Origin of the sequence: Nocardioides sp. HDW12B, from assembly GCF_011299595.1 — a bacterium.
Lineage (GTDB): Bacteria > Actinomycetota > Actinomycetes > Propionibacteriales > Nocardioidaceae > Marmoricola_A.
The window spans coordinates 3,067,293-3,094,029 of sequence record NZ_CP049867.1; the positions used below are offsets into that span (position 1 = coordinate 3,067,293).

Annotated in this window: 26 protein-coding genes; 17 read left to right on the forward strand and 9 right to left on the reverse strand. The window is 72.9% G+C overall.

The genetic code is table 11. The features are described 5' to 3' along the window. Window positions 1-429, reverse strand: coding sequence for a tetratricopeptide repeat protein (locus G7072_RS14245; RefSeq protein ID WP_206063136.1), 429 nt, complete (start codon window positions 427-429; stop codon window positions 1-3). An 85-nt stretch (window positions 430-514) separates the two neighbouring features. Between G7072_RS14245 and G7072_RS14250 the strand changes: the two genes are divergently transcribed. From G7072_RS14250 to G7072_RS14275, 6 genes are all read left to right on the forward strand, one after another. Beyond that, window positions 515-1,981, forward strand: coding sequence for a protein adenylyltransferase SelO (locus G7072_RS14250; RefSeq protein ID WP_166087459.1), 1,467 nt, complete (start codon window positions 515-517; stop codon window positions 1,979-1,981). 106 nt (window positions 1,982-2,087) lie between these two features. Beyond that, complete coding sequence (locus G7072_RS14255) at window positions 2,088-3,101, forward strand: sugar-binding domain-containing protein (RefSeq protein ID WP_166087461.1); 1,014 nt, start codon at window positions 2,088-2,090, stop codon at window positions 3,099-3,101. A 183-nt stretch (window positions 3,102-3,284) separates the two neighbouring features. After that, window positions 3,285-4,088, forward strand: coding sequence for a nucleoside/nucleotide kinase family protein (locus G7072_RS14260; RefSeq protein ID WP_166087463.1), 804 nt, complete (start codon window positions 3,285-3,287; stop codon window positions 4,086-4,088). After that, window positions 4,085-5,650: a PTS mannitol transporter subunit IICB gene (locus tag G7072_RS14265; protein WP_277343372.1), complete on the forward strand. Its 1,566-nt coding sequence runs from the start codon at window positions 4,085-4,087 to the stop codon at window positions 5,648-5,650. The genes G7072_RS14260 and G7072_RS14265 overlap by 4 nt, the downstream gene beginning before the upstream one ends. Then, window positions 5,640-6,968, forward strand: a complete 1,329-nt coding sequence (locus tag G7072_RS14270; RefSeq protein ID WP_166087465.1) for a zinc-binding dehydrogenase — start codon at window positions 5,640-5,642, stop codon at window positions 6,966-6,968. Before G7072_RS14265 ends, G7072_RS14270 begins: the two co-directional genes overlap by 11 nt. After that, window positions 6,965-7,405, forward strand: coding sequence for a PTS sugar transporter subunit IIA (locus G7072_RS14275; RefSeq protein WP_346766207.1), 441 nt, complete (start codon window positions 6,965-6,967; stop codon window positions 7,403-7,405). Before G7072_RS14270 ends, G7072_RS14275 begins: the two co-directional genes overlap by 4 nt. A gap of 49 nt (window positions 7,406-7,454) precedes the next feature. Here the strand turns inward: G7072_RS14275 and G7072_RS14280 are convergent, their stop codons facing one another. Next, entirely contained in the window at window positions 7,455-7,925 is a 471-nt protein-coding gene (locus tag G7072_RS14280; protein ID WP_166087468.1) for a MarR family transcriptional regulator, read from the reverse strand. A 149-nt stretch (window positions 7,926-8,074) separates the two neighbouring features. Here G7072_RS14280 and G7072_RS14285 point away from each other — a divergent pair, with 149 nt between their 5' ends. From G7072_RS14285 to G7072_RS14300, 4 genes are all read left to right on the forward strand, one after another. Then, the gene (locus G7072_RS14285) at window positions 8,075-8,686 is read left to right on the forward strand and encodes a tripartite tricarboxylate transporter TctB family protein (protein WP_166087470.1); all 612 of its coding nucleotides are present in this window, start codon (window positions 8,075-8,077) and stop codon (window positions 8,684-8,686) included. Between the two features lie 96 nt (window positions 8,687-8,782). Next, window positions 8,783-10,351: a tripartite tricarboxylate transporter permease gene (locus tag G7072_RS14290; RefSeq protein WP_166087472.1), complete on the forward strand. Its 1,569-nt coding sequence runs from the start codon at window positions 8,783-8,785 to the stop codon at window positions 10,349-10,351. Then, on the forward strand, window positions 10,344-11,336 hold the full coding sequence (locus G7072_RS14295) for a tripartite tricarboxylate transporter substrate binding protein (protein WP_166087474.1): 993 nt from the start codon (window positions 10,344-10,346) through the stop codon (window positions 11,334-11,336). Before G7072_RS14290 ends, G7072_RS14295 begins: the two co-directional genes overlap by 8 nt. 21 nt (window positions 11,337-11,357) lie before the next feature. After that, complete coding sequence (locus tag G7072_RS14300; protein WP_166087476.1) at window positions 11,358-12,503, forward strand: LLM class flavin-dependent oxidoreductase; 1,146 nt, start codon at window positions 11,358-11,360, stop codon at window positions 12,501-12,503. A 34-nt stretch (window positions 12,504-12,537) separates the two neighbouring features. Here G7072_RS14300 and G7072_RS14305 read toward each other — a convergent pair whose 3' ends face one another. Both G7072_RS14305 and G7072_RS14310 read right to left on the reverse strand, forming a co-directional pair. Continuing rightward, a complete protein-coding gene (locus G7072_RS14305) occupies window positions 12,538-13,662 on the reverse strand; it encodes a crosslink repair DNA glycosylase YcaQ family protein (protein WP_166087478.1) in 1,125 nt (374 codons plus the stop codon). A gap of 38 nt (window positions 13,663-13,700) precedes the next feature. Further along, window positions 13,701-14,351, reverse strand: a complete 651-nt coding sequence (locus G7072_RS14310; RefSeq protein WP_166087480.1) for a TetR/AcrR family transcriptional regulator — start codon at window positions 14,349-14,351, stop codon at window positions 13,701-13,703. 74 nt (window positions 14,352-14,425) lie between these two features. Here G7072_RS14310 and G7072_RS14315 point away from each other — a divergent pair, with 74 nt between their 5' ends. Together G7072_RS14315 and G7072_RS14320 are read left to right on the forward strand one after the other, a co-directional pair. Beyond that, window positions 14,426-15,754 carry an FAD-dependent monooxygenase gene (locus G7072_RS14315; RefSeq protein WP_166087482.1) on the forward strand — a complete coding sequence of 443 codons (1,329 nt, stop codon included), beginning with the start codon at window positions 14,426-14,428 and terminating at the stop codon, window positions 15,752-15,754. Window positions 15,755-15,761: 7 nt separating this feature from the next. Further along, window positions 15,762-16,484 (forward strand): hypothetical protein, encoded by a 723-nt coding sequence (locus G7072_RS14320; RefSeq protein WP_166087485.1) that lies wholly within the window; start codon window positions 15,762-15,764, stop codon window positions 16,482-16,484. Here the strand turns inward: G7072_RS14320 and G7072_RS14325 are convergent. Continuing rightward, on the reverse strand, window positions 16,435-16,863 hold the full coding sequence (locus G7072_RS14325; RefSeq protein WP_206063137.1) for a VOC family protein: 429 nt from the start codon (window positions 16,861-16,863) through the stop codon (window positions 16,435-16,437). The genes G7072_RS14320 and G7072_RS14325 overlap by 50 nt on opposite strands. 306 nt (window positions 16,864-17,169) lie before the next feature. Here G7072_RS14325 and G7072_RS14330 point away from each other — a divergent pair, with 306 nt between their 5' ends. From G7072_RS14330 to G7072_RS14340, 3 genes are all read left to right on the forward strand, one after another. Further along, on the forward strand, window positions 17,170-18,894 hold the full coding sequence (locus tag G7072_RS14330; RefSeq protein WP_166087489.1) for a BCCT family transporter: 1,725 nt from the start codon (window positions 17,170-17,172) through the stop codon (window positions 18,892-18,894). A 65-nt stretch (window positions 18,895-18,959) separates the two neighbouring features. Next, a complete protein-coding gene (locus G7072_RS14335; protein ID WP_166087492.1) occupies window positions 18,960-20,183 on the forward strand; it encodes an FAD-binding domain-containing protein in 1,224 nt (407 codons plus the stop codon). Between the two features lie 54 nt (window positions 20,184-20,237). After that, window positions 20,238-20,612 (forward strand): YccF domain-containing protein, encoded by a 375-nt coding sequence (locus tag G7072_RS14340; protein WP_166087494.1) that lies wholly within the window; start codon window positions 20,238-20,240, stop codon window positions 20,610-20,612. 94 nt (window positions 20,613-20,706) lie between these two features. Here the strand turns inward: G7072_RS14340 and G7072_RS14345 are convergent, their stop codons facing one another. After that, entirely contained in the window at window positions 20,707-22,083 is a 1,377-nt protein-coding gene (locus G7072_RS14345; RefSeq protein ID WP_166087497.1) for an LLM class flavin-dependent oxidoreductase, read from the reverse strand. 106 nt (window positions 22,084-22,189) lie between these two features. Here G7072_RS14345 and G7072_RS14350 point away from each other — a divergent pair, with 106 nt between their 5' ends. Next, entirely contained in the window at window positions 22,190-23,560 is a 1,371-nt protein-coding gene (locus G7072_RS14350; RefSeq protein ID WP_166087500.1) for an MFS transporter, read from the forward strand. A gap of 85 nt (window positions 23,561-23,645) precedes the next feature. On the opposite strand, the gene G7072_RS14355 is transcribed toward G7072_RS14350, so the two are convergent. Continuing rightward, window positions 23,646-24,497, reverse strand: coding sequence for an SDR family oxidoreductase (locus tag G7072_RS14355; RefSeq protein WP_166087502.1), 852 nt, complete (start codon window positions 24,495-24,497; stop codon window positions 23,646-23,648). Window positions 24,498-24,615: 118 nt separating this feature from the next. Between G7072_RS14355 and G7072_RS14360 the strand changes: the two genes are divergently transcribed. Then, a complete protein-coding gene (locus tag G7072_RS14360; RefSeq protein WP_166090203.1) occupies window positions 24,616-25,014 on the forward strand; it encodes a helix-turn-helix domain-containing protein in 399 nt (132 codons plus the stop codon). Between the two features lie 89 nt (window positions 25,015-25,103). On the opposite strand, the gene G7072_RS14365 is transcribed toward G7072_RS14360, so the two are convergent. Next, on the reverse strand, window positions 25,104-26,186 hold the full coding sequence (locus tag G7072_RS14365) for an FAD-dependent oxidoreductase (RefSeq protein ID WP_240916962.1): 1,083 nt from the start codon (window positions 26,184-26,186) through the stop codon (window positions 25,104-25,106). A gap of 28 nt (window positions 26,187-26,214) precedes the next feature. Further along, entirely contained in the window at window positions 26,215-26,538 is a 324-nt protein-coding gene (locus G7072_RS14370) for a cupin domain-containing protein (protein ID WP_166090207.1), read from the reverse strand. Between the last annotated feature and the right edge of the window lie 199 nt (window positions 26,539-26,737).

Genomic DNA, 26,737 nt, shown 5'->3' on the forward strand with positions numbered 1-26,737 from the left:
TCAGCCCCTCCGACCCTCGAGCCGCGTCGCGACGCGGCGGACGGCGGCCTCGTGGACCGGGTCGCCGCTCATCACCGCGGCCAGCCGCAGGTGCGGCAGCGCGCTCGCCAGGTCGTCGCGACGCTCGAGGGTGCGACCCAGCGCGTGGTGGGCCCAGTCGTCGCTCGGGTCGTCCTCGACCAGGCTGCGCAGCTCCGCCTCCGCCTTCGCGAGCTGGGCGCGGATCATGAACGCCCAGGCGCGCAGCGAGCGCAGGCCGCGGTTGGCGGGCTCCTCGGCCAGCGCGGGCTCGAGGACCTCGAGGGCCTCGACGGGGGCGCGGCGGGCGAGCAGGTCGTGCGCCACGCGGTACGCCGACTCCGGTGCGCGCTGACCGGGGAGGACCACCGGCGGGACGTCGATCGCGGGCAGGTCGTGGAAGTCGTTCACCTCCGCTGCAACGTCGGGACCGGGGCGGGTGTTCCCACGCGTGAGGGGCCGGACGCCGTCACCCGGCCGCGCGTAGCCTCGACAGGTGAGCAGCCACGCCTTCGCGGTCAGCGTCCCCCTCGACGACGTCTTCGCGCGGAGCCTGCCCGAGCTCGGCGTGCCGCACGAGGCGCAGGAGGCCCCTGACCCGCAGCTGCTGGTTCTCAACGAGCCGCTGGCCGCCGAGCTGGGCCTCGACCCGGCGGCGCTGCGCGAGCCCGAGGGCGTCCGCTTCCTCATCGGTCGCTCCGTCCCCGAGGGCGCGCACCCGGTGGCCCAGGCCTACGCCGGGCACCAGTTCGGCGGCTACTCCCCACGCCTCGGCGACGGCCGTGCCCTGCTGCTGGGCGAGCTGCGCGGCCCCGACGGCGCCCTGCGCGACGTGCACCTCAAGGGCTCCGGGCGCACCCCCTTCTCCCGCGGCGGCGACGGCCAGGCCGCGCTCGCCCCGATGCTGCGCGAGTACGTCGTCAGCGAGGCGATGCACGCGCTCGGCGTCCCGACCACCCGCTCGTTGGCGGTGGTGGCGACCGGACGTGGGGTGCAGCGCGAGGAGGTGCTGCCCGGCGCCGTGCTGACGCGGGTCGCGCGCAGCCACCTGCGGGTCGGCACCTTCCAGTACGTCCGTGCCCTGGGCGACGACGACCTGCTGCGCCGGCTGGTCGACCACGCGATCGGGCGGCACCACCCCGGCGCGGCCGAGGACGAGCGCCCGGCGCTGGCGCTGTTCCGCGGCGTGGTCGCGGCCCAGGCGAGCCTGGTGGCGCAGTGGATGCTGGTCGGCTTCGTCCACGGCGTCATGAACACCGACAACGTGACGATCTCCGGCGAGACCATCGACTACGGCCCCTGCGCGTTCATGGACGCCTTCGACCCGGCTGCGCTGTTCAGCTCCATCGACCACGGCGGGCGCTACGCCTACGGCAACCAGCCGGTCGTCGCGGAGTGGAACCTCGCGCGCTTCGCCGAGACGCTGCTGCCGCTGATCGACGACGACCAGGACAAGGCGGTCGAGCTGGCCGTCGAGGCCCTCGGCGGCTTCCGCACCGCCTACAGCCGGGCCTGGCTGGACGGGATGCGGGCCAAGCTGGGGCTGCCTGACGGGCTGGCCGACGACGTCGTGCAGCCGCTGGCCGAGGACCTGCTCGCGCTGATGCAGCCCTCGCCGGTCGACCACACCTCGTTCTACCGGGCGCTGGCGGAGCAGGGACGCGGCGACGGCACCCCGGCCCGCGACCTGTTCCTCGACCTCGCCGGCTTCGACGCCTGGGCCGAGCGGTGGGCGGCGGCCGGCCCGGACCCCGACGCCATGGACCGCGTCAACCCGGTCTACGTGCCGCGCAACCACCTCGTCGAGGAGGCCCTCGAGGCCGCCACCTCCGGGGACCTCGCCCCGCTGGGCCGGCTCCTCGAGGCGGTGACGCAGCCCTTCGTCGTACGGGAGGGGATGGAGCGGTACGCCGAGCCCGCGCCGGCCGACTTCGGGCGCTACCGCACCTTCTGCGGCACCTGAGGCACCTGAGGCACCAGGACGGCTGACCCGACCAGCACTCCGGCGATCGCCCTCACCCGCACCCGGGAGCGGCCGGCCCGTAGGCTCGTGGCCGACGAGTGCGTGCGTGCCAGGCAGAGAGCGGGGTGAGGTCGTGGAGGACGCCGAGTGGAGCCAGCTCGCGGACCTGGCCCGTCGCTTCTACCTCGAGGACGAGTCGAAGACCGATCTGGCGACCCGCTTCTCGATCTCGCGCTTCCGCGTCGCCCGGATGCTGCAGCAGGCGCGCGAGCAGGGGGTCGTCACCATCCGGGTCCACGACCGCGCCCCGGACCGCGCACAGATGTCGCAGGCCCTCGCCGAGCACCTGGCGCTGCGGGAGTGCACGGTCGTGCCGGCCGAGGACTCCGAGGAGGCCACCCGGCGCGTGCTCGCCCGCGCCGCGGCCGGACAGCTGGCGCGCCACGTGCGCGACGGCGACCTGGTGGGCCTCTCGTGGGGTCGCACCCTCGTCGCCCTGGCCGAGGAGGTCGACCTCCTCCCCCCGTGCACCCTCGTGCAGCTGACCGGCACCGTCGGCACGGACATCACCAAGTCGCCGATCGAGCTGGTCCGCCGCATCGCCCACCGCTCGGGCGCCGAGACCGTGGGACTGTTCTGCCCGCTCTTCGCCTCGACCCCCGCGGTGGCCTCCTCGTGGCGCGCCGACCCGGCGATCGCGCGGGTGCTGGCCCTGCACGGCGACCTGCACCACGCCGTCCTCTCCCTCGGGTCCTGGGACCCCCCGATCACCCAGCTGCAGCCCTACCTCACCGCCGACGACCGCGCCGAGCTCGACGACCAGGGCGCCTGCGCGGAGCTGGCCGGGATCTTCCTGCGCGCCGACGGCACCCCGGTCACGGGCACCCTCGACGAGCGACGGGTCTCGGTGAGCGTCGACCAGCTCGCCCGCGCGCCGCGCGTCCTCGCCGTGGCCGGTGGCGTGGAGAAGGCCCCGGCGATCGCCTCGGCCGCCCGCTCGGGGCTGCTGACCTCGCTGGTGACCGACGACCGCACCGCCCTGGCCCTGCTCCGCGGGCCCGAGGTCACGAGCCCGGTGCTGCGCCTGCACCGCGAGCTGCCCGCCGCCGCTGCGCACTGAGACCGGCTCCGGTTCCGGCTCCGTCAGACCCAGCCCCGGCGCCGTCGCGTCCCGGGCCGTCCGTCCGTCCGCCCCGGCAACGTGTCCTTCGTTCGGGGGAAAGGGGTTGACGCCTGCGCTCACCTGAGCGTTACTTGATCATATGAGCGCATGACGCTCGGATGAGCAGGTGAGGTGATGACCGTGCCCGAGACCGATGCCCGCGCCGCGGCCGCACGCCCGACGGCGCGTCGGAGCGTGATCGTCGACGGCGTGCCCGTCGAGGCCGACGTCGACCCCGACCTGCTCCGCGACGTGCTGCTGCTGGCCCTGGAGCGCGTCGCCGCCCGTCCGCGACGCCACCGCCGTGCGTTCGCGCTGCTCGTCGCGCCGCCCGGTGCCGGCAAGTCGACCCTCGCAGCGGTCATCGGCGAGGAGGCCGCCGCCCGCGGCCTGGCCCTCGACGTCCTCGGCCTCGACGGCTACCACCACAGCAACGACTACCTGGCCGACCACCCGGCCGACCCCGACGACACCTCCCCCGACGCCGCCCCGCTGAGCTCGATCAAGGGGGCGCCGGCCACGTTCGACGTCGTCGCCCTGGTGCGCGACCTGGCCGCGGCCCGCAACGACAGCGACGGCGCGGCGTCCTGGCCGGTCTACGACCGGCGCACCCACGAGGTCTCCCCCGAGCGCCGACCGCTCACCGCGGACCTGGCGCTGCTCGAGGGCACCTGGTTGCTGCTCGACGAGCCGGGCTGGCGCGACGTCGCGTCGGCCGCCGACCTCGTGGTGTTCGTCGACGCCGACCCGTCCGACCTCGCCGAGCGACTCGTCGCCCGCAAGGTGCGCGGCGGTCTCAGCCGCTCCGAGGCCGAGGCCTTCCACGCCCGCAGCGACCACCCCAACGTCATCCGCGTCCTGGCCGACAGCGACCGGACCCGTGTCGACGTGCTTCTGCGACTGCACGCCGACGGCAGCCTCACCCACCAAGGAGGACACCAGTGAGCACCCCGACGAGCGAGCGCCCGAGCGCTCAGAGCGGCGCCGACGCGCCCGACCGCACGAGCCCGCCGCCGGGAGGCACGACCCGGCGCTCGCACCGCGCGCGCGTGCAGGCCTTCGGCGGCTTCCTCACCGCGATGGTGATCCCCAACGTGGGCGCCTTCATCGCGTGGGGGCTGCTGACGGCACTGTTCATCCCGACCGGCTGGCTGCCCAACGCCGACCTGGCCAAGCCGATCGAGCCGATGATCCTGTACCTGCTGCCGCTGCTGCTCGCCTACACCGGAGGGCGCCTGGTCCACGGCCAGCGCGGCGCGGTGGCCGGCATGCTCGGCACCATCGGGCTCATCGTCGGCGCCGACATCCCGATGTTCCTCGGCGCCATGATCATGGGACCGCTGAGCGCGTGGCTGATCATGAAGATCGACGGCGTGCTCGAGAAGCGCATCCGGTCGGGCTTCGAGATGGTGGTCAACAACTTCACGCTCGGGTTCCTCGGGCTCGGGCTGATCATCGCCTCGTACAAGGCGATCGGCCCGCTCATCAGCGCGCTGAACTCGGTGCTGCTCGACGCCATCAACGCGCTCGTCGACACCGGCGCGCTGCCGCTGCTGTCGATCCTCAACGAGCCGGCGAAGGTGCTGTTCCTCAACAACGTGATCGACCAGGGGCTCTACTACCCCCTCGGCCTGCAGGCAGCAGCCGACGACGGCAAGTCGATCTTCTTCATGGTCGCCTCGAACCCCGGGCCGGGCCTCGGCCTGCTGGTCGCCTTCTGGCTCTTCGGCGGGAGTCGCACGGTGCGCGACAGCGCCCCGGGGGCCATGATCATCCACTTCCTCGGCGGCATCCACGAGATCTACTTCCCGTACGTGCTCATGAAGCCGCTGACCATCCTCGGCATGATCGCCGGCGGCATGTCCGGGATCGCCACCTTCATGGTCTTCGACGCCGGTCTCACGGCCGGGCCCAGCCCGGGCTCGATCTTCTCCTACCTCGCGCTGACGCCCCCGGGCAACCACCTCGGCGTCGTCGCGGGCGTCCTGTCCGGCGGGCTCGTCAGCTTCGTCGTCACCTCGGTGATCCTCAAGGTCACCGGTGGCGCGGGCGACGACGAGGACCTGCAGTCCTTCGCCGACCAGTCGAGCGCGATGAAGGCCGAGGGTCAGTACGTCGCCGGTGGCGCCTCCGCTCCGACGTCACGCCGTGAGGGTGGCGCGACGGCGACCCTCACCCGGGAGCAGGTCGGCACCGTGGTGTTCGCCTGCGACGCCGGCATGGGCAGCAGCGCCATGGGCGCCAGCGCCTTCCGCACCAAGGTCCGCAACGCCGGCCGCGACGACCTCACCGTCGTGCACGCCGCCATCGAGGCCATCCCGGCCGAGGCCGACCTCGTCGTGGTCCACCGCGACCTCGCCGACCGCGCCCGCTCCGCCCGCCCCGACGTCGAGCTGGTGACGATCAGCAGCTTCCTGGGCGACCCGGCGCTGGACCGGCTCCAGGCCCGGTTGACCACCGACGACAGCCGCACCGAGAACGACGGAGGTACCACCGATGAAGGCTGAGACGGTCGCTGAGACGGTCGCTGAGAAGATCACCGCCAGAGCCGCACGCATCCACGGCCGAGGGCAGGTCGCGGTCGGCGAGGTCGAGCTCCCCGCCCTCGGCGCGCGGGAGCTGCTCCTCGAGGTCGTGAGCAGCAGCATGTGCCTGTCGACGTACAAGGCGATGTCGCTCGGCTCCGACCACAAGCGCGTGCCCGACGACATCGAGGACGTCCCGGTGATCACGGGCCACGAGTTCGCCGGGGTCCTGCGCCAGGTCGGCAGCGGCCTGGGCGACGACTTCGCGGTGGGTCAGCACGTGGCCGTGCTGCCGACGATGATGCTCCCGAGCGGCGACAGCCCGGGCTACAGCTATCCCTTCTACGGCGGCGACACGACGTACACCGTCATCCCCGAGGTGGCCGTCGACAAGGGCTGCGTGCTGCCCTACGACGGCGACTACTTCGCCAACGCGTCGCTGGCCGAGCCGATGTCGTGCATCATCGGCGCCTTCCACGCCAGCTACCACACGCGTCCGCTGGTCTGGGAGCACGACATGGGCCTGAAGCGCGAGGGCTCCCTGGCGCTGCTCGGGTGCGGCGGTGCGATGGGCATCGGGGCGCTCGACTACGCCCTGCACGGGCCGTTCGGGAGCCGGACGGTCGTCGCCGTCGACGTCAGCCGCGAGCGGCTCGACCGCCTGCGCGACCTCTTCCCGCCGGAGAAGGCGGCGCAGGAGGGCGTGCGGCTGGAGTACGTCGACGCCTCGCAGGTCGACGCCGGTGAGGCGCTGCGCGAGATCCACCCCGAGGGGTACGACGACGTCGTCGTCTTCGCCGCGCACCGCGAGCTCGTCGAGACCGGCGACGCCGTGCTCGGCCACGACGGTTGCCTGAACTTCTTCGCCGGACCGACCGATAAGGAGTTCACCGCCGGGCTGAACCTCTACAACCTCCACTACGAGGCCACGCACGCGGTCGGCACGTCCGGGGGCGGCCGCGCGGACATGGAGGAGAGCCTGCGGCTGTCGGCCGAGGGCCGCATCGACCCCTCGACGATGGTCACCCACGTCGGCGGTCTGCAGGCGGTCCCGGGGGCGCTGCAGGGCCTGCCCGACTTCACGGGCGGCAAGATCCTCGCCTACCCGCACGTCGACCTCCCCCTCACCGCGATCGCGGACCTGGGGTCGCTGGCCGCGGAGGACGACCGCTTCGGCGAGCTCGCCCGGCTGGTCTCCGCCACCGACGGGATCTGGAACAAGCAGGCCGAGGTCTACCTCCGCGAGCACTTCGACGCGCAGCGGGCACACGGGAACCGGGCCGCCGGAGGTGCGTCGTGACCGCGGCCGACGTCGCCGACCTGCTGCCCGACGAGGCCGTGGTGCTCGCGGGGCGAGCGGGCTCGCGCGATGAGGCGATCGAGGAGGCCGGCCGGCTGCTCGTGGGCGTCGGCGCCGTCGAGTCGTCGTACGTCGACGCGATGCTCGAGCGAGAGCAGTCGGTGTCGACGGCGATGGGCGCCGGGCTGGCGATCCCGCACGGCACCAACGAGGCCAAGGGCTCGATCCACCGCACCGCGCTGTCCTTCGTGCGCCACGCGGCGCCCGTCGACTGGAGCGGACATCCGGTCGAGTTCGTCGTGGGCGTCGCCGGGGTCGGCGACGACCATCTCGAGCTGCTCGGGAAGCTGGCCGAGGTCTTCACCGACCCCGACCAGGTCGACCGGCTGCGCGCCGCGACGTCCGCCGAGGAGGTCCGCGCCGCCCTCGGCGGCTGAGCCACCGCGCGGTCACCGCGAGCTCGCTCGCACGGCCCGTGCCTGAGGCTCAGAACCTCATGCGCCGCTCGGGGTCGAGCTCGTCGAGCAGCGCGTCTCCGATGGCGGTGAGCTGAGCGAGCTGCTCGCGGCTCAGCGGGTCGACGACGGTGCGGCGCACCGTGGCCACGTGTCCGGGGGCGGCGGCGACGATCGCCTCCCACCCGACCTCGGTCAGGGTGGCGTCGGCGCCGCGTCCGTCCTCCGCGCTCGCGGCGCGCTCCACGAGCCCGCGCGCCTCCATCCGTCGCACGACGTGGGAGAGCCGGGGCGCCGTGGCGTTGGTGCGGCGGGCCAGGGACGTCATCCGCAGCGTGCGCCCGGGGGCCTCCGACAGCATGGCCAGCACGAAGTACTCGAAGTGGGTCAGACCCGAGTCGCGGCGCAGCTGGGCGTCGAGCACGCCCGGCAGCAGCTCGACGACGGCGATGAGGCGCAACCACGCGTCGCGCTGCTCCTCGTCGAGCCAGGGTCCGTCCACAGGGGCCAGGGTAGCGGGGTAGTTGACGAGACAAGCACTCCCCCGCTCGCGCGGTGACAGGTTCTCGCGGCCCTACCCTCGGGAGTCATTGTCATCTATCTTGGTGCATTAACTTGCTTTTGGTCCGCTTCCGTCGTCATCATCGACGTATGGCCCTGTCCCAGCTGCTTCGGCGTGCCGACACCGACCCGGAGCCCGACGTCCGTCGGGAGCCGCTGGTCGTGCGCGTGGCTCCGGAGCTCGTCACCCTGGCCCTGGTCGCCGTGCTGTGGCCGGCCACGGTCTCCCTGGACAGCGCCGCCGGCGGACCCGGCCCGGCCTTCTTCCCCCAGGTGCTGCTGGCAGTCCTGGCCCTCGCGTCCGTCGGGGGCCTCGTCGTCGAGGCGAGGCGCTCGCGCGGGGGCGCCGCGCCGGCGACCGCCGTCTCCGAGGTGCCCGGACCGGGCGACCCCGGCCTCGGCTCGGAGGACGAGGGCGAGGAGACCGACCTGCGGCGCGCGCTGCAGGCCGCGGGCCTCGTGCTCGGCTACGTGGCGGCAATCGCGGTCATGGGCTGGGTGCTGGCCTCGACGCTGTTCGCGCTGGTCTTCCTGTGGCTGTCCGGCCACAGGAAGCCGTGGGCGTTGCTGGGTGTCGCACTCGTGGCACCCCAGGTGCTCGCCTACCTGTTCGTGAAGATCGTCTACATCGCGCTGCCCACCGGCGTCGGCGTCTTCGACACCGTGACCGTCTTCCTCTACCGGGTGTTCGGCATCTACTGACCGCGCCCTGACCCACCCGCCCGACACCCCTGACCGACCCGACCGCCCCGTCGACGCGGCGGCAGCCTCGATCCTTCCCCCCAGGAGTCACTCGCGATGGAGACCCTCTCGGGCGTCCTGGACGCCTTCGCGTCCTTCGACGCCGGCCTCTGGGCCATCCTGCTGCTCGGCGTCGTCGCCGGCCTCCTGGTCGGCGTCCTGCCGGGCCTCACCTTCGTCATGGGTGTGCTGCTTCTCCTGCCGCTGACCTACGGCATGGAGGCCGGCAGTGCCGTCGCCCTCATGCTCGCGGTGTACGTCGCAGGCACCTACGGCGGCGCCATCACCTCGATCCTGCTCCACGTGCCCGGGGAGCCGAACCACGTGCCGCTGCTCTGGGACGGCCACACCATGGCCCGCCAGGGCCGTGCCGCCGAGGCACTCGGGTGGGCGGCCGTCTCGGCGCTGGCCGGCGGCCTCGTGTCGTGGGTGGTCCTCGCCTTCGTCTCCGAGCCGATCTCACGGCTCGCGCTCAACCTGGGCCAGCCGGAGTACTTCCTGGTCGTCCTCATCGGCCTCACCAGTGTCCTCGTCCTGACCGACGACTCCGTGCGCCGCTCCCTGATGGCGCTGGTGGTCGGCATGCTCATCGCGACCGTCGGCGTGGACGACGTCTACGGCTCGGTGCGGTTCAGCTTCGGCAGCGACCTGCTGCGCGACGGCATCGACTACCTGCCGATCATGATCGGCGTCTACGCCGTGACCCACGTGCTCGTGCGCTACGGCGCCCGGTTCGTCGCCGAGACCGACAGCCAGCCCACCCGGGTGCGGACCGTCGTCCCGGGCCCGCGCAAGATCTGGCGCCACCGCGGCAGCCTCACCCGCGGGGTCACGCTGGGATCGCTCATCGGCACCGTGCCCGGCGCCGGGGCGACCGTCGCCTCGTTCCTGGCCTACGGCGTCGAGCGGCAGTTCAGCCGGGACCGGGCCACCCTCGGGCGCGGCAACCCCGACGGCGTCATCGCCCCGCAGGCGGCGTCCACGGCCACCGTCGGCGGCGCGTTCGTACCGATGCTGGTGCTCGGCATCCCCGGCAGCGCCGCCACCGCGGTCATCCTCGGCGCCCTGCTGCTGCACGACGTCCAGCCCGGCCCGCAGATCTTCTCCACCCAGCCCGAGCTCGTCTACACGATCATCGCGGCCCTGCTGGTCAGCGTGCTGCTGATGTTCGTGCTCGGGCTGCTGACGGCCGGTCCGATGGTGCGGCTGCTGCGCGTCCCCGAGGCGTACGTCGCGGTGCTGATCGTGCTCTTCGCCTACATCGGCGCCTTCGCCATCCGCAACACGCTCTCCGACGTGTGGATCATGGCGGGCTTCGCCGTCCTCGGCCTGCTGCTGCAACGGTTCGGCTTCCCCCTCGCACCACTCGTGCTGGGCGCCATCCTCGGTCCGCTCGCCGAGCGCTACTTCACGACGACCATGATCTCGACCGACAACGACCCGTCGGTCTTCCTCACGCGCCCCGTCTCGGTGGTGCTCGTCGTGGTCTGGCTCGCGCTGATCGCCTTCCTGACGTTCCGCGCGACCCGCAGGACCCCCGACCACCCGGGGCCGACCCCGGGCGACCAGCCGGGCGACACACCCGGCACCGACCCCCACCCCTCCCAGGAGAAGACACGTGCCTGACCACTCCCGCAGAACCGTCGCGCTGACAGCCGCCCTGGGCCTCTCACTGTCCCTGGTCGGCTGCGGCCTCGTCGACGACTCCGGAGGGGGCAGCGGCGGCGGGGTGTTCGAGCGTCCGGTGGAGCTCGTCGCCCCGTTCGGCCCCGGCGGCGGCTCCGACCAGGTAGCACGCGCGATGGCCCAGGCCATGGCCGAGCCCCTCGACACCGACGTCCCGGTCGTCAACGTGCCGGGGGCGACCGGCAGCACCGGAATGACCGAGATGCTGTCCAGCCGCCCGGGCGAGTCGATGGCGGTGCTGATCCAGGACACCCTCGCCACGGTGTCGGCCGGCGGTGCTGCCTTCGAGACCGACGAGCTGCGCGCGGTGTGCCGCGTGCAGTCCATGCCCTCGGCGCTGATGGTCAGCAAGGACACCTTCAAGAACTGGGACGAGCTGCTGGCCGAGGCCAAGGACGCCGCCAAGCCCCTGACGGTCGCGACCGTGGGTTCCGGCAGCGTCGACGACGTGGTCCTGGGGGCGGTCGAGGACGTGCACGGCGCGTCGTTCCGCGCGGTGCCCTACTCCGAGCCGACCGAGCGCTACACGGCGCTGCTCAGCGGAGAGGTCGACGTCCTCTACGAACAGCTCGGCGACGTGCGCCAGTACCTCGACTCCGGCGACTTCGTCCCCGTGGTGCTGCTGAGCGAGGAGCCCGTGGAGGGCTTCGACGACGTCCCGCTGGCCACCGACGTCGACCTCCCACCGGAGGTCGTGCTGCCGCAGTTCCGCGGCCTGGTGGTCGACGCCGACACCAGCGACGAGATCGTCGACGCCCTGGCCTCGGCCTGCGAGGAGGGCGTCGGCACCGACGACATGTCGACGTTCCAGGAGCAGGTGTACGCCGACAGCGACAGCTACCTGGGGCCCGACGACTTCCAGACCTTCCTGGAGGACCAGGAAGCCCTGATCGCCGAGCAGCTCGACGCCTACGGCGTCGGCTGAGCCTGAGAGAGGAACAGACCGATGGATCTCACCATGCACTGGTTCCTGCCCACCACCGGCGACGGTCGCAGCCTCGTCGGAGGTGGCCAGGGCGTCCCGCAGCAGGGCACCGTGGTCGGCTCCGACGCCGCGGGCGTCGGCACGGCCTCGCAGTACCGGCCGCCGGACCTCGACTACCTCGCCACCGTCGCGAAGGCCGCCGACCGGCTCGGCTTCAGCGGCGTCCTCACCCCGACCGGCACGTTCTGCGAGGACGCCTGGGTGCTCACCGCGGCGCTGATCCCCGAGACGACGCGCCTGACGTTCCTGGTCGCACTGCGGCCCGGTCTCATCTCGCCGACGCTCGCGGCGCAGATGGCGTCGACCTTCCAGCGGCTCTCGAACGGCCGCGTCGCGCTCAACGTGGTGACCGGTGGTGAGCCGACCGAGCAGAAGAGGTTCGGCGACCACCTGTCGCACGACCAGCGCTACGCGCGCACCGACGAGTTCCTGGCCGTCGTGCGCGGCGCCTGGGGCGAGCAGCCCTTCGACCTCGCGGGCGAGCACTACGACGTGGTCGGCGCCCGGACCCGGGAGGCCCCCGACCCCGCGCCGTCGATCTACTTCGGCGGCTCCTCCCCGGCGGCCGGCCCGGTGGCGGCGCGTCACAGCGACGTCTACCTGACGTGGGGCGAGCCCCCGGCGCAGGTGGCGGAGAAGGTGCAGTGGATCCGCGGCCTGGCCGAGGAGCAGGGCCGCAAGGTGCGCTTCGGCATCCGCCTGCACACGATCGCCCGGGACTCCTCCGAGGAGGCCTGGCGGCACGCGAGCCGTCTGCTCGAGGCGCTCGACCCCGCCGACGTCGAGAAGGCCCAGCAGGCGATGGCAGCCAGCGAGTCGGTCGGTCAGCAGCGGATGAGTGCGCTGCGCGCCCAGTCCGGTGGCGGCGGGCACGAGCTCGAGATCGCCCCGAACCTCTGGGCGGGCGTCGGCCTCGTGCGCGGAGGCGCCGGCACCGCCCTCGTCGGCAGCCACGAGGAGATCGCCGACCGGATCGAGGAGTACGCCGAGGCCGGCATCGAGGAGTTCATCTTCTCGGGCTACCCGCACCTCGAGGAGGCGCACTGGTTCGGTGAGGGCGTCATGCCGGTGCTGCGCAGCCGCGGCCGGCTGGCCCAGCTCCTCTGATCCGAGACGCACCCCAGCACGGATCCCGGACGGATCAGGTCGACCGGCGCAGGCTCAGCTCGCGCCCCAGCAGGCTGCCGAGCCGGTCGACCTCCTCCGCCAACGCCGTGTCCGGGCACGGGCCCGCACCACGCCAGGCCACGACGACCTCGTCGTCGGCCCGGGTCCACGTGCCGGCCACGACCCCGTCGACCACCACGAGGTCGGACTTGCGGGTGACGGAGTCGCGCAGGTCGGGCGGTGTGACGTGGGGGTCGGCGGTGCCCGGCCCCATCACCCACTGGTCGTGGCCGGGGAGCAGCCGCACGGCACCGGTCGGCGCGGCCCCCAGGAGCGGCTCCACGTCTTCGGCGACGACGAGGGCCGTCGTCCCCTCGACGTCGACCCGCGCCAGTGCCTCGTCCAGCTCGGCGAGCCAGCCGTCGATCCGCCTGCGCCCGGCGCTGAGCCCGCTGCCGAACCAGTGGTGGACGTGGTCGGTGGTCGCCGGGCCGTAGGTGCGCAGGTAGGCCGCGACCGCTCGCGGGCCAGCGACGTCGAGCTCGGGGATCCCTCCCCACCGAGGGTTGTCGTCGAGCCGTTGGAAGGTCGTCCGCCCGTCCCGCGACGGGCCGATGCTCATGTCGCCCTGCCAGGTCAGCGCCTTGACGAGCGCCCAGCCGTCGGCGTCGAGGATCGGCTTCAGGTGGCGGTAGCGAGGGTCGAGAGCGAGCGCGTCGGCGAGCTCACCGAGCGTCAGGGGCCCCTCCGCCAGCGCCGAGCGGACCGCCGCGCGGAAGTCGGGCCAGGCCTCGGCGGTGAGGCCGTAGTGCTCCACCCAGCTCCTGCGCTCCCACTGCCGTCCGGCCGCCCGCAGCGCGAGGACGTCACCGCCCTCCTCGGGGGCCAGGTAGTGCACGGCCCCGCGGAACGCGAAGGCCTTGACCACCGCCCCCTCGACGAGGGCCTGCCGCAGCTCGCCTGCCTCCGACGCACGACGGCGCGTCCGTACGGCGAGCTCGGCCCGGGACTCGTCCATCGAGAGCACCGCCCCGAGCCGCCGGACGACCCCGGCCGGCGACTCGTCGCCGACCGGCTCGAGCAGGTGCCGCTGCAGCCGCCACGCCAGCGCCTGCGGCCAGGTGACAGAGACGGAGGCGGAGACGTCGATCGGACTCATGGACCCACGGTGCCACCGGTTCCGGACGCCTGACGTCCTCAACCCGCGGTCGGCGGCAGGAAGGACGCCGCTGCCAGACGGGCCACCCACGCGGCGTACTCGTCGTCGCTCCAGCCGTCGTCGAGGACCAGCCGGCGGTAGCCGAGCGGGTCCATGAGGAGCGAGGCCATCGCCGCTGCCCGGTCCACGCCGATGTCCTCACGGAGGGCGCCGAGACCGTGCAGCTGCTCGGCGAAGCCGCGCGCCCCGGCCAGCCGGTTGCGCTCGGAGACCGCGTGGAGCGCAGCAGCCTCGTCGTCGACGTCGGCGGCCGCGGTGAGGACGGGGTGGAGCAGCGCGAGGCGGGCGGCGATGCCGGTCACCATGTGCCCCCACAGCACCACCACGCGTCGCGGGTCGGTCTCCTCCACGAGCTCCCGGATCACCGGCCGGTCCTCGAGCGCCACCGGCTCGTCGTCCCCGGTCAGCGCCCAGTCGATGGCCAGCTTGAGCAGCCCGACCTTGCCGCCCACCGAGTTGAAGACCGTCTTGCGGCTCACGCCCGCCCCCGCGGCGATGGCGTCGACCGTGGTGCCGGCGAAGCCGCGCTCGATGAACAGGGCGGATCCTGCCTCCACGATCGCCCGGCGCGTGGCGCGCGCCTGCCCCGCGCGCAGCGAGGACCGGTACGGACGGGTCGCCTCTGGCACTTGACAGCCTCTCACAATCAGGGTGACTCTCGACGTAATGAATACGTCACCAGTGTAACCGAGAGAAGGCCGTCATGCGCGTGCTCGTCGTGGGCTCCGGACCGACCGGGATCGTCCTGGGTGCCGCCCTGGGACGTCGCGGCCACCACGTCGTCTCCGTGGACCGCGACGCCGGCCCGACGGTGGACGGGTGGCACCGGCGCGGCGTCATGCAGTTCGTCCACGCCCACAACTTCCGACCGCAGGTCACCCAGCTGCTGGCCCGCGAGTGGCCCACGGCGTACGACGCGTGGCGGGACCTGGGCGCGGAGCCGATCGCCTCCGGTCACCCCGGCGCCGACCCGGCCCGGCTCGGCATGCTCTCGCGCCGGGAGACCCTGGAGCGCGCACTGCGGCTGGCGGCCGAGCGGGACGCGCTGCTCGAGCTGCGCGTCGGGCACGTCGACGGGCTGCTCGAGGACCGCGGACGCGTCCGGGGCGCGCTCGTCGACGGCGTCGCCGTCGAGGCCGACCTCGTGGTGGACGCCTCCGGGCGCGCCGGCCGGATCGGCTCCCGCGCCCGCGACCACCGGGTCCCCGACGACCTCGGAGGGCCGTGCGGCCTGGCGTACGTCGACCGCACCTACCGGCTGCGTGACGGCGCCGAGCCCGGCCCGATGAACACCCCGATGGGCTTCATCGGCGAGCTCCGCGGCTACCAGTGCCTGGTCTTCCTCCACGAGCTCGGCCACTTCTCCGTCGTCGTGGTCCGACCCACCGCTGACCCGGAGCTGGCGGCCCTGCGCGACCTCACGACCTACGAGGCGGCGTGCGCCGCGGTCCCGGTCCTCGCCGCGTGGACCGACCCCGGGCGGTCCCGCCCGACGTCGGGCGTCCTCGTCGGTGGGGCGCTGCGCAACGTCTACCGGAGCCAGCAGGTCCGCGAGGGCCTGGTGACCGTGGGCGACGCGGTCGCCACGACGACGCCGACGCGCGGCCGCGGCGTGGCCATGGCCTGCCTGCAGATCGAGGCGCTGCTGGGTCTCCTGGACGGGGGCGCTGACCCGCGCACGGTGGCCGGCCCCTTCGACGCGTGGTGCGCGGAGAACATCCGGCCGTGGGTCGCCGACCACATCGCCATCGACGGCGGGATGGAGCGGCGCTGGCAGGGCGAGGACATCGACCTCGACGCTCCGCTGACCTCCGACCTCGTCGCGGACGCCGTGCAGGCGGAGCCGCGGATCGGGCCGTACGCCGGCGGCTACTTCGCCATGACCGCCCTCCCCTCCACCCTGGCGCCCGCCGAGCCCCTCGCCCGTGCGGTCTACGAGCGGGGCTGGCGGCCTCCCCTCACCGAGGGGCCCAGCCGCGACGAGCTGGTGGCGATCATCGGGCGGACGTCCCTCGCCACGGCCGGTCGGTGAGGTCGCCGTGAGCACGACGGTCGCGCCGTCCGAGACCACCGGCGGCACCGCCACCGCGGCGCGGCTGACGCTGCTCGCCGCCACGCTCGGCGCCACCGCCGTGGTCGTCGGCGCCGGCGGCCTGCTGTGGCCCGAGCCTGCGGGAGGCGGCGACACCTACGCCTTCGCCGACGTCGCGCCGATCCGGGACCGGTGGTGGGGTCTCCTCGGAGGACTCGCGGTCGTCGGCGTGGTCAACGTGACCCTGCAGGCGCTGGCGACGATGCTCCTCGTCCGCGAGCGGGGCAGCACCTGGGCGACCGCCGGTGCCGTCCTGATGTGGGTCGGGATCGCGTCCCAGGCGGTGGGGGTCGCCGGGTGGGCGTCGGCCTACTACTACCCGACGGACCCCGGCCTGGAGCCGGGTCTCGGCGAGGCCGTCGTGGAGGCGGCGAACCAGGACCCGGGCCACCTGTTCGCCTTCCTGGTCCCCGGTGCGCTCCTGGTCGTGCTGGGCACCGTCCTGCAGAGCATGGGGCTGCTCCGGGCCCGCACCGTCCCGCGGTGGGTGCCCGTCGCGCTGCTCATGACGGTGCTCACCCTCGTCGTCCCCGGCAGCGGAGCGCTCGGACTCGTCACGAGCGTGCCGATGGCGGCCGGAGCCGTCGGACTGGCGGTGCACCTCTGGCCGGGAGAGCGCGTCAGCCGGGGTCGCCGTACGCGAGCGGGCGACCGCCGTAGCGCACGGTGATGAGCTCGAGGAAGTTGCCGTCGGGGTCGCGGAAGTAGAGCCCGCGCCCGCCGTCGTCGTGGTTGACCTCACCGACACGGGTGGCCGACGAGTCGGCGTAGTAGTCGATGCCGCGGTCCACCAGCCGTGCCAGGACGGTGTCGAAGCGCGTCTCCTCGACGTGGAACGCGTAGTGCTGGGCGTGCACGGGGGCGGTGTCCCAGCCACCGAAGGCCAGGGTGACGTCGTTGCCGAGGTCGACACAGGCGAAGGGCGGCTCGGTGCGCACCGGCCCCAGGTCGAGCAGCTCGGCGTACCACCGGGCCGAGCGCTCCTTGTCCGTGCTCGGGACGATGGTGTGGTCGAACCTGACATGCCGCTGCCCATGGCTCCTCCTCACGGGTGGGCCGTCCGGCCCACCCGGTTCCATGCTCCACGTCCGGCGGGGCGTCGTCCTCGCGCACAAGGCCCGACCGACCGTGCCGGAGGTCCCCCCGGGGCTCCCGCTGCCGCGTGCATCCGGGGCACCCGGGGCCCCGTCCCTCCCGGCCGCGGCAACGCGCGGCAGGTAACGCAAGCATCACGAACGCACACGCTCCGGGCGTTCGTGCTGGACCGGGCGTGCCGAAGGGACGATGATCGACGCCGGGTCACGAGCCGACGACGGCCGACGCCGCGCTCGACCCTTCGAGACAAGGGGAACGAGATGACGGACGTCGCTTCGCACGAGACCGAGGGCTCGCCTCCCGGACCACCGCAGGACCAGAAGGCCGGCAGACCGGTCGACCGCACCGTGTTCGGCGTGGCCGCCGTCGCCGTCACCGCCTTCGTGCTCTGGGGCGCGATCGACCCCACCGCCATGGGCGAGACGACGGACTCGACCCTGACCTGGCTCGAGAAGAGCTTCGGCTGGCTGTTCGTGCTCACCACGGCGTTGTTCGTGCTCTTCTCCGCCTACCTGGCGCTGAGCCGCTACGGCAACATCCGGCTCGGCCCGGACGACTCGACGCCGGAGTTCAGCACGTTCTCGTGGGTGTCGATGATGTTCGCCACCGGCATGGGCATCGGTCTCATCTTCTGGGGCGTCGCCGAGCCGCTGACGCACCTCAACACCCCGCCGCTGGGCGAGGGCGAGCCCGGCACCCCCGAGACCGCCCGGGTCGCGATGGAGTACACCTTCTTCCACTGGGGCCTGCACCCGTGGTCGATCTACGCCGTCATCGGACTGGCGATCGCCTACTTCGCCTACCGCAAGCAGGCGGGCAACCTGATCTCCGGCGCCTTCCGGCCCCTGATCGGCGACGCCGCGGGACGCGCCCCGGGCAAGGCGATCGACTCCGTCGCGATCATCGCCACCCTCTTCGGGTCGGCGACCTCGCTGGGCCTCGGCGCCCTGCAGATCACCGGCGGCCTCGACAACATCTTCGACGGCTCGGGCAAGAGCGTGGTGCTCGCGCTCGCCGTCATCTGGGTGCTCACCGCCTGCTTCGTGCTGTCCGCGGTGACCGGCATCGAGAAGGGCGTGCAGTTCCTGTCCAACGCCAACGCCGTCGGCGCCGTGATCCTGGTGCTGTTCCTCTTCGTGGTCGGGCCGACCGTCTTCATCCTCAGCACCTTCACCGAGGGCGTCGGTGCCTACCTCACGCAGCTGCCGACTATGAGCGGTCGCACGGGCGCCTTCGACGACGCCGCCTCGTCCTGGCTCAACGACTGGACGATCTTCTACTGGGCCTGGTGGGTGTCCTGGACGCCGTTCGTCGGCATGTTCATCGCGCGCATCTCCAAGGGCCGCACGATCCGCCAGTTCGTGGGCTACGTCATCGTCGTGCCGAGCCTGGTGTCCTTCGTGTGGTTCTCGATCATGGGCGGCGCGGCCTTCGACCTGCAGCTCAACAAGGGCGTCGACCTGGGCAAGGCCCTCGAGGACGAGGGCACCGAGAGCATCCTGTTCACCGTGCTGGGCGAGTACCCGCTGGCCTCCATCACCGTCGTGCTCGCCATCGTCCTCATCGCGGTCTTCTTCATCACCGGCGCCGACTCCGCATCGATCGTCATGGGCATGCTCAGCCAGCACGGCGAGGAGGAGCCCCGACGCAACCTGGTCATCTTCTGGGGCGTCGCCCAGGGCGCGGTGGCCTCGGTGCTCCTGTGGTCGGGGGGAGACAACCTCAGATCCGGGCTGCAAGCGCTGCAGAACCTCGTGATCATCGTCGGCGGCGCCTTCATGCTCGTGATCATCGCGATGTGCGTCTCGCTGATGAAGTCGCTGCGGGCCGAGCCTTACGAGTCCACGCTGCCCTCGCGGGTGCGCAAGGCCGTGCTCTACGTGCAGGACCGGAACCAGGAGTCGCAGCACGCAGTCGCGCTGACGGCCCTCGGCGCCGACCACGAGGAGGTCAACGGGAGGGGCGAGGGCCCGACGTCGCGGTGACGACGGCGCCTCGTCGCCCGTGGTGACGCCGGGGGCGGCTGGGGATCGGCTGGCACAGTGAGGTGGTGCCCACGCTCCCCCCGCTACCGGACGTCGACGACACCGAGGCTGTGGTGGCGTGGGTCGCCGAGCACCTCGGCCACCTGACCCTCGAGGGTGCGAGCGGGGTCCGACCCGGAGGTCACCGGGGCGGGCAGGCGGCGGCTGACGCCGCGCTCGCCACGCTCGACGTCGCCGGCTACGCACGCTCGCGCTCGACGGTGCTGCCGGAGGGACGCCGCGGCGCGAGCCGGCTGTCGCCGTACGTCCGGCACGGGCTGCTGAGCCTGCCGGAGGTCTGGGACGCGGTGTCCGACGCGCCATCGGGCGACAAGCGGAAGTTCCGCGACGAGCTGATGTGGCAGGAGTACGCGCGTCACGTCTACGCCCGCGTCGGGACCGGGACCCGCCGGCCGCTGCGCTACGAGCCGCCCCACCCCGCGTCCCCGCCGGCCTGGGACGACGACATGGCCTGCACGTCGTGGGTGCAGGGCGAGCTCGAGGGCAACGGCTGGCTGGTGAACCAGACCCGCATGTGGTGGGCCGGGCACTGGACGGTGCGGCACGGTCGCGACTGGCGCGACGGCGAGGACGGCTTCTTCCGCCACCTGCTCGACGGCTCGCGCGCGGCCAACCGGCTGGGTTGGCAGTGGACGGTCGGGGCGGGCACCGGCAAGCCCTACGGCTTCAGCCGCTGGCAGGTCGAGAAGCGCGCACCCCAGTTGTGCCGCTCCTGCCCGCTGAAGGACGCCTGCCCCATCCAGGACTGGCCCGACGCCGAGCGCGGCCCACGCGTTGAGGACGGGCCCCTGACCTCCCCCGCCGAGGGGGCGACGGCTGCCGGTCCGGACACCCCCGTCATCGAGGGGACGCCGGAGGCCGTGTGGCTGACCGCCGAGTCGCTCGGCGACGGCGACCCGGCGCTCGAGGCGCACCCGGGCCTGCCCGTCGTCTTCGTGTACGACGAGCCGCTGCTCGCCTCGCTGCGCCTGTCCGGCAAGCGGCTGGTGTTCCTCGCCGAGTCGCTCGCCGACCTGGCCGGGCGGCGGGAGGTCGAGGTCCGGCTGGGGCGAGTGGCCGACGAGCTGGCAGGCACTCCGGTCGCGACGACGTTCGCGCCGGTGCCCGGATTCGCGTCGCGCTCGGCGTCCGTCGACGTGGCCGCCCTGCACCCCTGGCCGTGGCTGGCCCGCCCGGGCACCCAGCGGCTCACGTCGTACAGCGCCTGGCGCAAGGGCGTCCGCCGCTAGCGAGGCGCCCGGCCCGGCCATGGCGCGCCGCACGGCAGCACGTAGGTTCACCGGGTGCGCTTCCTCCTCAACGTCATCTGGCTCGTCTTCTCGGGCTTCTGGCTCTTCCTCGCCTACCTCGTGCTGGGCGCGCTGGTGTGCCTCACGATCATCGGCATCCCTTTCGGCATCGCGGCGTTCCGCATCGCGAGCTACGCACTGTGGCCCTTCGGTCGTGACGTCGTACGTCGCGGGGACCACGGCGCTGCGTCGACCGTGGGCAACGTCCTGTGGTTCCTGCTGGCCGGGCTGTGGCTCGCGATCGGCCACGCGGTCTCGGGAGTCGTGCTCTGCCTCACCCTCATCGGCATTCCGCTGGGCCTGGCGAACTTCAAGATGATCCCGATCTCGCTGTCGCCGCTCGGCCGGCAGATCGTGCCGTCGCGCTGACCAGGCCGACCGGTTGCTCAGCGTCGCCGCCGCTCCCTGACCGCGGCGCGGGCACGACGGTCGCTCGTCCGCTGCTCCGACGGACCGCCGACACTCAGACGCTCACCCGCGAGCGGTACGCCGCGGCGGGGTGCCGCTCGGGCAGGCGGTCGGACCCGCTGAGGCGTGAGCGCAGGGTCTCCCCCGCGACGTACTCCCGGCGGGCGAGCCCGCGTGCCTGGAGCTCGGGCACGACGTGGTCGACGAACACCTCGAAGCTCTGCGGGAGCGTCCAGTTCATGACGTTGATGCCGTCGATGCCGCGCTGCTGCCACGCGGCGAGCGCGTCGGCGATCTGCTCCGGGGTGCCGACGACGCGACCGCGGAGCCGGGCGGAGAGCCGAGCCAGGTCGGCGATGGTGGGCTCCCGGTCGCCGTCGAGCTCGCGCAGCCACTGCAGGTGGCTCTGCAGTCCCTCGGTGCGCACCTGCGACAGCGGGGTGTCGGGGTCGAGCTGCGCGCCGGTGTCGGGGTCGAAGCCGAGGTTGGAGTGGAGCAGGAAGCCGTCGGCCGAGAGGTAGGAGTCGATCTCGGCCTCCAGGCGCCGCGCCTCCTCCTCGGTCGATCCGACCACGAAGCTGAGGCCCAGGAAGAAGGAGATGTCGTCGGCCCGACGGCCCGCCTCGACGGCCAGACGGCGGGTGTCGGCCACCAGCTCCTCGGTCTTCTCCGGTGTCGAGGACAGCAGGAACTGCGCCTCCGCGTGCCGGGCGGCGAACCGGCGACCGACCGGCGAGGACCCCGCCTGGAACAGCACCGGGGTGCGCTGTGGGGTGGGGGCGGACAGGTGCGGCCCGGCCACCCGGTAGCGCTCGCCCACGTGGTCGATGCGCCGGATCCCGCGGGGGTCGGCGTACACCCCGGAGGCCTTGTCGCGCAGGAGCGCGTCGTCGTCCCACGAGCCCTCCCAGAGCTGGTAGACGACCTCGAGGTACTCCTCGGCCCAGCGGTAGCGCTCGTCGTGCGCGAGGAGCCGGTCCGCGCCGAAGTTGCGGGCAGCGCCCTCGAGGCTGCTGGTGACGACGTTCCAGCCGATCCGGCCGCGGGTCACGGCGTCGAGGGTGGACATCCGGCGGGCGAACTCGAAGGGGTGGGCCTGGATCACCGAGCTGGTGACGGCGAAGCCGAGGTGCTCGGTGCTGATCGCGAGCGCGGGCACCAGCACAGACGGGTCGTGGTTGGGGAACTGCAGCCCCTCGCGCGCGTTGACCGCGAAGTCGCCGCCGGCGGGACCGTAGAGGCCGACCACGTCGGCGAAGAACATCGTGTCGAAGCGACCGCGCTCCAGGGTGCGGGCCAGGTCGATCCACATCGACACGTCGTCGAACTCGCTCTGCCGGGCGGCCGGGTGGCGCCACAGCCCGTGCTGGATGTGCGAGTTCGTGTTCATCACGAACGCTGCGAGGCGCAGCGGTCGGGGTTCGCGGGTCATCACGCCTCCGTCGTCGTGTGTCGGACGTCTCAAATAACACTATCTCCACTGAATTTGTATAGTTTATCGCCGCGACGCACCCCCTGTCGAAAGGACCCCCTCGCCGATGACCTCCGCGACCCTGGACCAGAGCCCACCCGCTCCCACCCCGCCGGCGACCCGGCAGCGCCACCGACGCGTGCTGACCGCCGCCTTCGTCGGCACCACCGTCGAGTACTACGACTTCTACCTCTACGCCACCGCGGCGGCCCTCGTCTTCGGCCCGACGTTCTTCCCCAACGTCTCCCCCGTGGTCGGCCTCATCGCCTCCTTCGCGACGTACGGCGTGGGCTTCGTGGCCCGCCCGGTCGGAGGGCTCGTCGCCGGCCACCTCGGTGACCGGATCGGCCGCAAGAAGCTGCTCGTGGCCTCGTTGCTGCTCATGGGCGTGGCGTCCACGGCGATCGGCCTGCTGCCGTCGTACGACAGCATCGGCATCACCGCCGTCGTCGGCCTGGCGACCCTGCGCATGCTCCAGGGCATCGCCGCCGGCGCCGAGTGGGGCGGCTCCGCCCTGCTGTCGGTCGAGCACGCTCCCGCTCATCGTCGCGGCCTCTACGGCAGCTTCACCCAGATGGGCTCGGCCGGCGGCCTGCTGCTCGCCACCGGCGTCTTCTACTCCGTGCGCACCATCATGGGCGAGGAGGCGTTCCTCGCCGGCGGCTGGCGGATCCCCTTCCTGCTCAGCGCGATCCTGGTCGTCGTGGGCCTCGTGATCCGGCTGCGGCTCGAGGACGCCCCGGAGTTCGTCGCCGTCGCCGAGGAGGGCCGCATCGAGAAGCTCCCGGTGATGACCGTGCTGCGCCACCACCGCCGAGCGGTGGCCACCACGGCCGGCCTCCGGCTCGTCCAGCCGGCGCTGTTCTCGATCCTGACGACCTACATCCTCAGCTACCTCGCCGACCAGCGCGGAGACTCCGGACCGGCGCTGAAGTCCGTGCTGATCGTCTCGGCCCTCAGCCTCGCCTCGACCCCGCTGTGGGGCATGGTCTCCGACCGCGTCGGCCGGCGCCCCCTGGCGATCGCCAGCTCGGTGGGCATCGCGGTCTTCATCTGGCCGTTCTTCGCGTTCCTCGACCACGGACCGCTGCTCCTGCTGCCCGTCGTCGTCTTCCTGGGCATGAACATCCTTCACGACTCGATCTACGGGCCGCAGGCCGCGTGGTTCGCCGAGCAGTTCCCCACCGAGATCCGCTACACCGGGGTCTCCCTGGGCTACCAGCTCGGCAGCATCGTGTCGGTCGGGCTGACCCCGCTGCTCGCGGTCTGGCTGGTCTCGGTGGGCGACGGCTCGCCGTGGCTGCTCTGCCTCTACGTCAACCTGCTCGCGGTGCTGTCGGTCGCGGCGGCCCTCGTGGCGCGCGACGGCTCCCGCTCCGCAGCCGCGGCACACCGGGCCGGCGTCCCCGACCGGAAGCTCACGGTCGAGGCCACCTGAGCGGATCCCGCCGTGCCGGGTGTGCGATGAGCACGTCGGCACCGCCCGCGAGGGCCGGCACGGCTGGGCCCGGCCCTCACGGGGGTCAGCGGACGGCGTCGAGCACGGCCTGCTTGGCCGAGGTCGGGGTGCGCCCGAGCAGCTCGCCCAGGTGGCCGCTGGTGACGTGCAGGTCGCCCGCCCGGACCCGGCTGTCGACGTCGGCGAAGACCGCAGCGGCGGGGCCGAGGCCGGCGCCCTCGAGGATGCCGCGCAGGGTCGCCTCGTCGACGTCGGTGTAGGTGATCTGCTGGCCGAGCGCGTCGGAGAACAGCGACGCGAGCTCGGACATGGTGACGGCCTCGCCGCCGAGCTCGTAGACCTTGCCCTCGTGGCCGTCGGCGCTGGCCACGACGGCCGCCGCCTCGGCGTACTCGCTGCGCGGGGCGATCGACACGAGGCCGTCGCCGGCCGCGCCGACCATGCCGTGCTCGAGGTAGGTCGGGGCCTGGGCGGAGTAGTTCTCGACGTACCAGGCGTTGCGCAGCAGCGTGACCGGCAGGCCGGACGCGGCGAGCAGCTCCTCGGTCTCGCGGTGCTCCTGCGCGAGCAGCATCGGTGTGCTGTCGGCCTTCGGGATCGAGGTGTAGACGACGCGCGCGACGCCGGCCTGCACGGCTGCGTCGACGACGTTGCGGTGCTGCGGCGTACGACGCCCGACCGCGCTGCTCGAGACGAGGACGAGCACGTCGCCCGAGCCGAGCGCGGGCGCGATGGTGGCGGGGTCCTCGAAGTCGACGGCGGCGGTGCGGACGCCGCGCTCGGCGAGGTCGGCGACCTTGTCGAGCGAGCGTCCGGTGGCGGTGATGGTCTCGGCGGGCACGCGGCGGTCGAGGAGGTGCTCGACGACGAGGTGGCCGAGGTGGCCGGTGGCTCCGGTGACGACGATCTGGCTCATGGGGTGCTCCTACGGGTGAGGCTCTGCGGGCTGTCACCGGTCCGAACCACGGCGTACGCTGGACACTTCCCATCGGAGAGCAGCCACTTCAAAGTGCTGTAGGCACCTGGAGGTGACCATGCAGGTCAGCGGCCTGAACGACGCACGCGCCACCGCACGCTTCGCCCCCGACCCGTTCACCGCCGCCTGTCCGTCGCGCACGGTGCTCGACCGGATCGGTGACAAGTGGACGGTGCTGGTCATCTCGTCGCTCACCGACGGCCCGCAGCGATTCGGCGAGCTCGCGCGGCGCATCGACGGCGTGAGCCAGAAGATGCTGACCCAGACCCTGCGGGGCCTCGAGCGCGACGGGCTGGTCACGCGAACCATCTACGCCGAGGTGCCGCCGCGCGTGGACTACGAGCTCACCGACCGCGGCCGGACGCTCATCGCCCCACTTCAGGCGCTCATCTCCTGGGCCGAGAAGCACGTGCCCGACATCGAGCGTGACCGCGCGGCCTACGACGCCCGCGGGTGAGATCGGGCGCGTTGCAGCACGTCGGAGCGCAGTCCTCCAGGCGCAGCCCCAGGCCTCACTCGTCGTACCGCCGTGACCGGAGAGTCGCGCTAGGCGACCCGGGTGTCGTCGCGCAGCTGCCGCTGCACGGCCAGGGCAGCAGCACGCCCGGCGCGGTTGCCGCCGATGGTGCTCGCTGACGGGCCGTAGCCGACCAGCTGCACCCGCGGGTCGTCGGCCGCCGTGGTGGCGCTCTGGACGTCGGTCGAGGAGGTGAGCAGGCGGATGCCGCCGTGCGGGGTGCGCAGCCCGAGCGGCGCCAGGTGGCCCACGGCGGGGCGGAACCCGGTCGCCCACAGGATGACGTCGACGGTCTCGGACGACCCGTCGGCCCAGCGCACCCCGTGCGGCTCGATCCGCGCGAACATCGGGCGACGGTCGTAGGCGCCCCGGCGCGCGGCCTCCTGCTCCTGCTCACGCAGCGCGATGCCGGTCACCGAGACCACCGACCGCGGCGGCAGCCCGTCGCGCACCCGGTCGGCGACCAGGCCGATCGCGGCGCGGCCGTCGAACTCCCCGGAGGAGAAGTCCCGCCACACCGGCTCGCTGCGCGTCACCCAGACGGTGTCGGTGACGAGCGCGATCTCGCCGAGCAGCTGCACCGCGCTCGCTCCTCCGCCGACCACCAGCACCCGCTTGCCGCGGAAGTGCTCGGCACCCGGGTAGTCGACGGTGTGCAGCTGCTCGCCGCGGAACGTCTCCTGCCCCGGGTAGTGCGGCACGAACGGCCGGCTCCACGTGCCGGTGGCGTTGACCACGGTCCGGGTCGTCCAGGCGCGCCCCCCCGCACGTACGACGAGCAGGTCGCCGTCGTCCTCGACGGCGGTCACCCGGACCGGGCGCACGACCGGAAGGTCGTGGCGCCGCTCGTAGTCGCCGAACCAGCGGGGGATGACCACGTTGGCCCGTTCCCCGCCGCGCCCCGGAGCGGGGCCGTCCGGCAGGTCGGCGACGCCGTGGACGTCGTCCATCGTCAACGAGTCCCACCGGTGCTGCCACGCTCCACCGGGACCCTGCTCCGCGTCGAGGACCACGTGGTCCAGCCCGAGCCGGGACAGGTGGTACGACGTCGACAGACCCGCCTGCCCGGCGCCGACGACCACGGCGTCGAGGGGATCGGTGGAGGCGCTCACGTCCGCCTCAACGCGCGCGACGACCCGGTTATGCCGCGACGTAGAGCTTGCGCAGGCGCTCGGTCAGCTCCCACCGCGTGCGGTCACCCTCGTAGAGGCGGACCACGACACCAGGTCCCAGGTCGATGACGCTGCCGTCCTCGAACGTGACCGTGCCGCGACCGGCCAGCACGAGGAACACCTCGTCGGCCTCGACGTCGTCGTCCGTGCCCGGGCCGGCGTCCCACAGGCCGATCTCGCTCCGCCCCAGCTCGGCCAGCGTCGCGACCGCGGTCTGCAACGGCTCGGAGCCTCCGTCGGGCGTCGTGGGCGCCGCGAGCCCATCACGGGCGATCAGGCGCACCTCGGCCATCGACGTCACGAAGGGCAGCCTAGGGCCGGCTCGCTCGAGCCGCGCAGGTGCGGGTCCACCGTCTCGCGACGCCACGAGCCCGAGCGGAGGCTCACGCCACCAACTGCGGCAGACAAGCAACAGGGCCTGACCTGCGTCTGCGCAGATCAGGCCCTGTTCGTTGTAGCGGGGGCAGGATTTGAACCTGCGACCTCTGGAG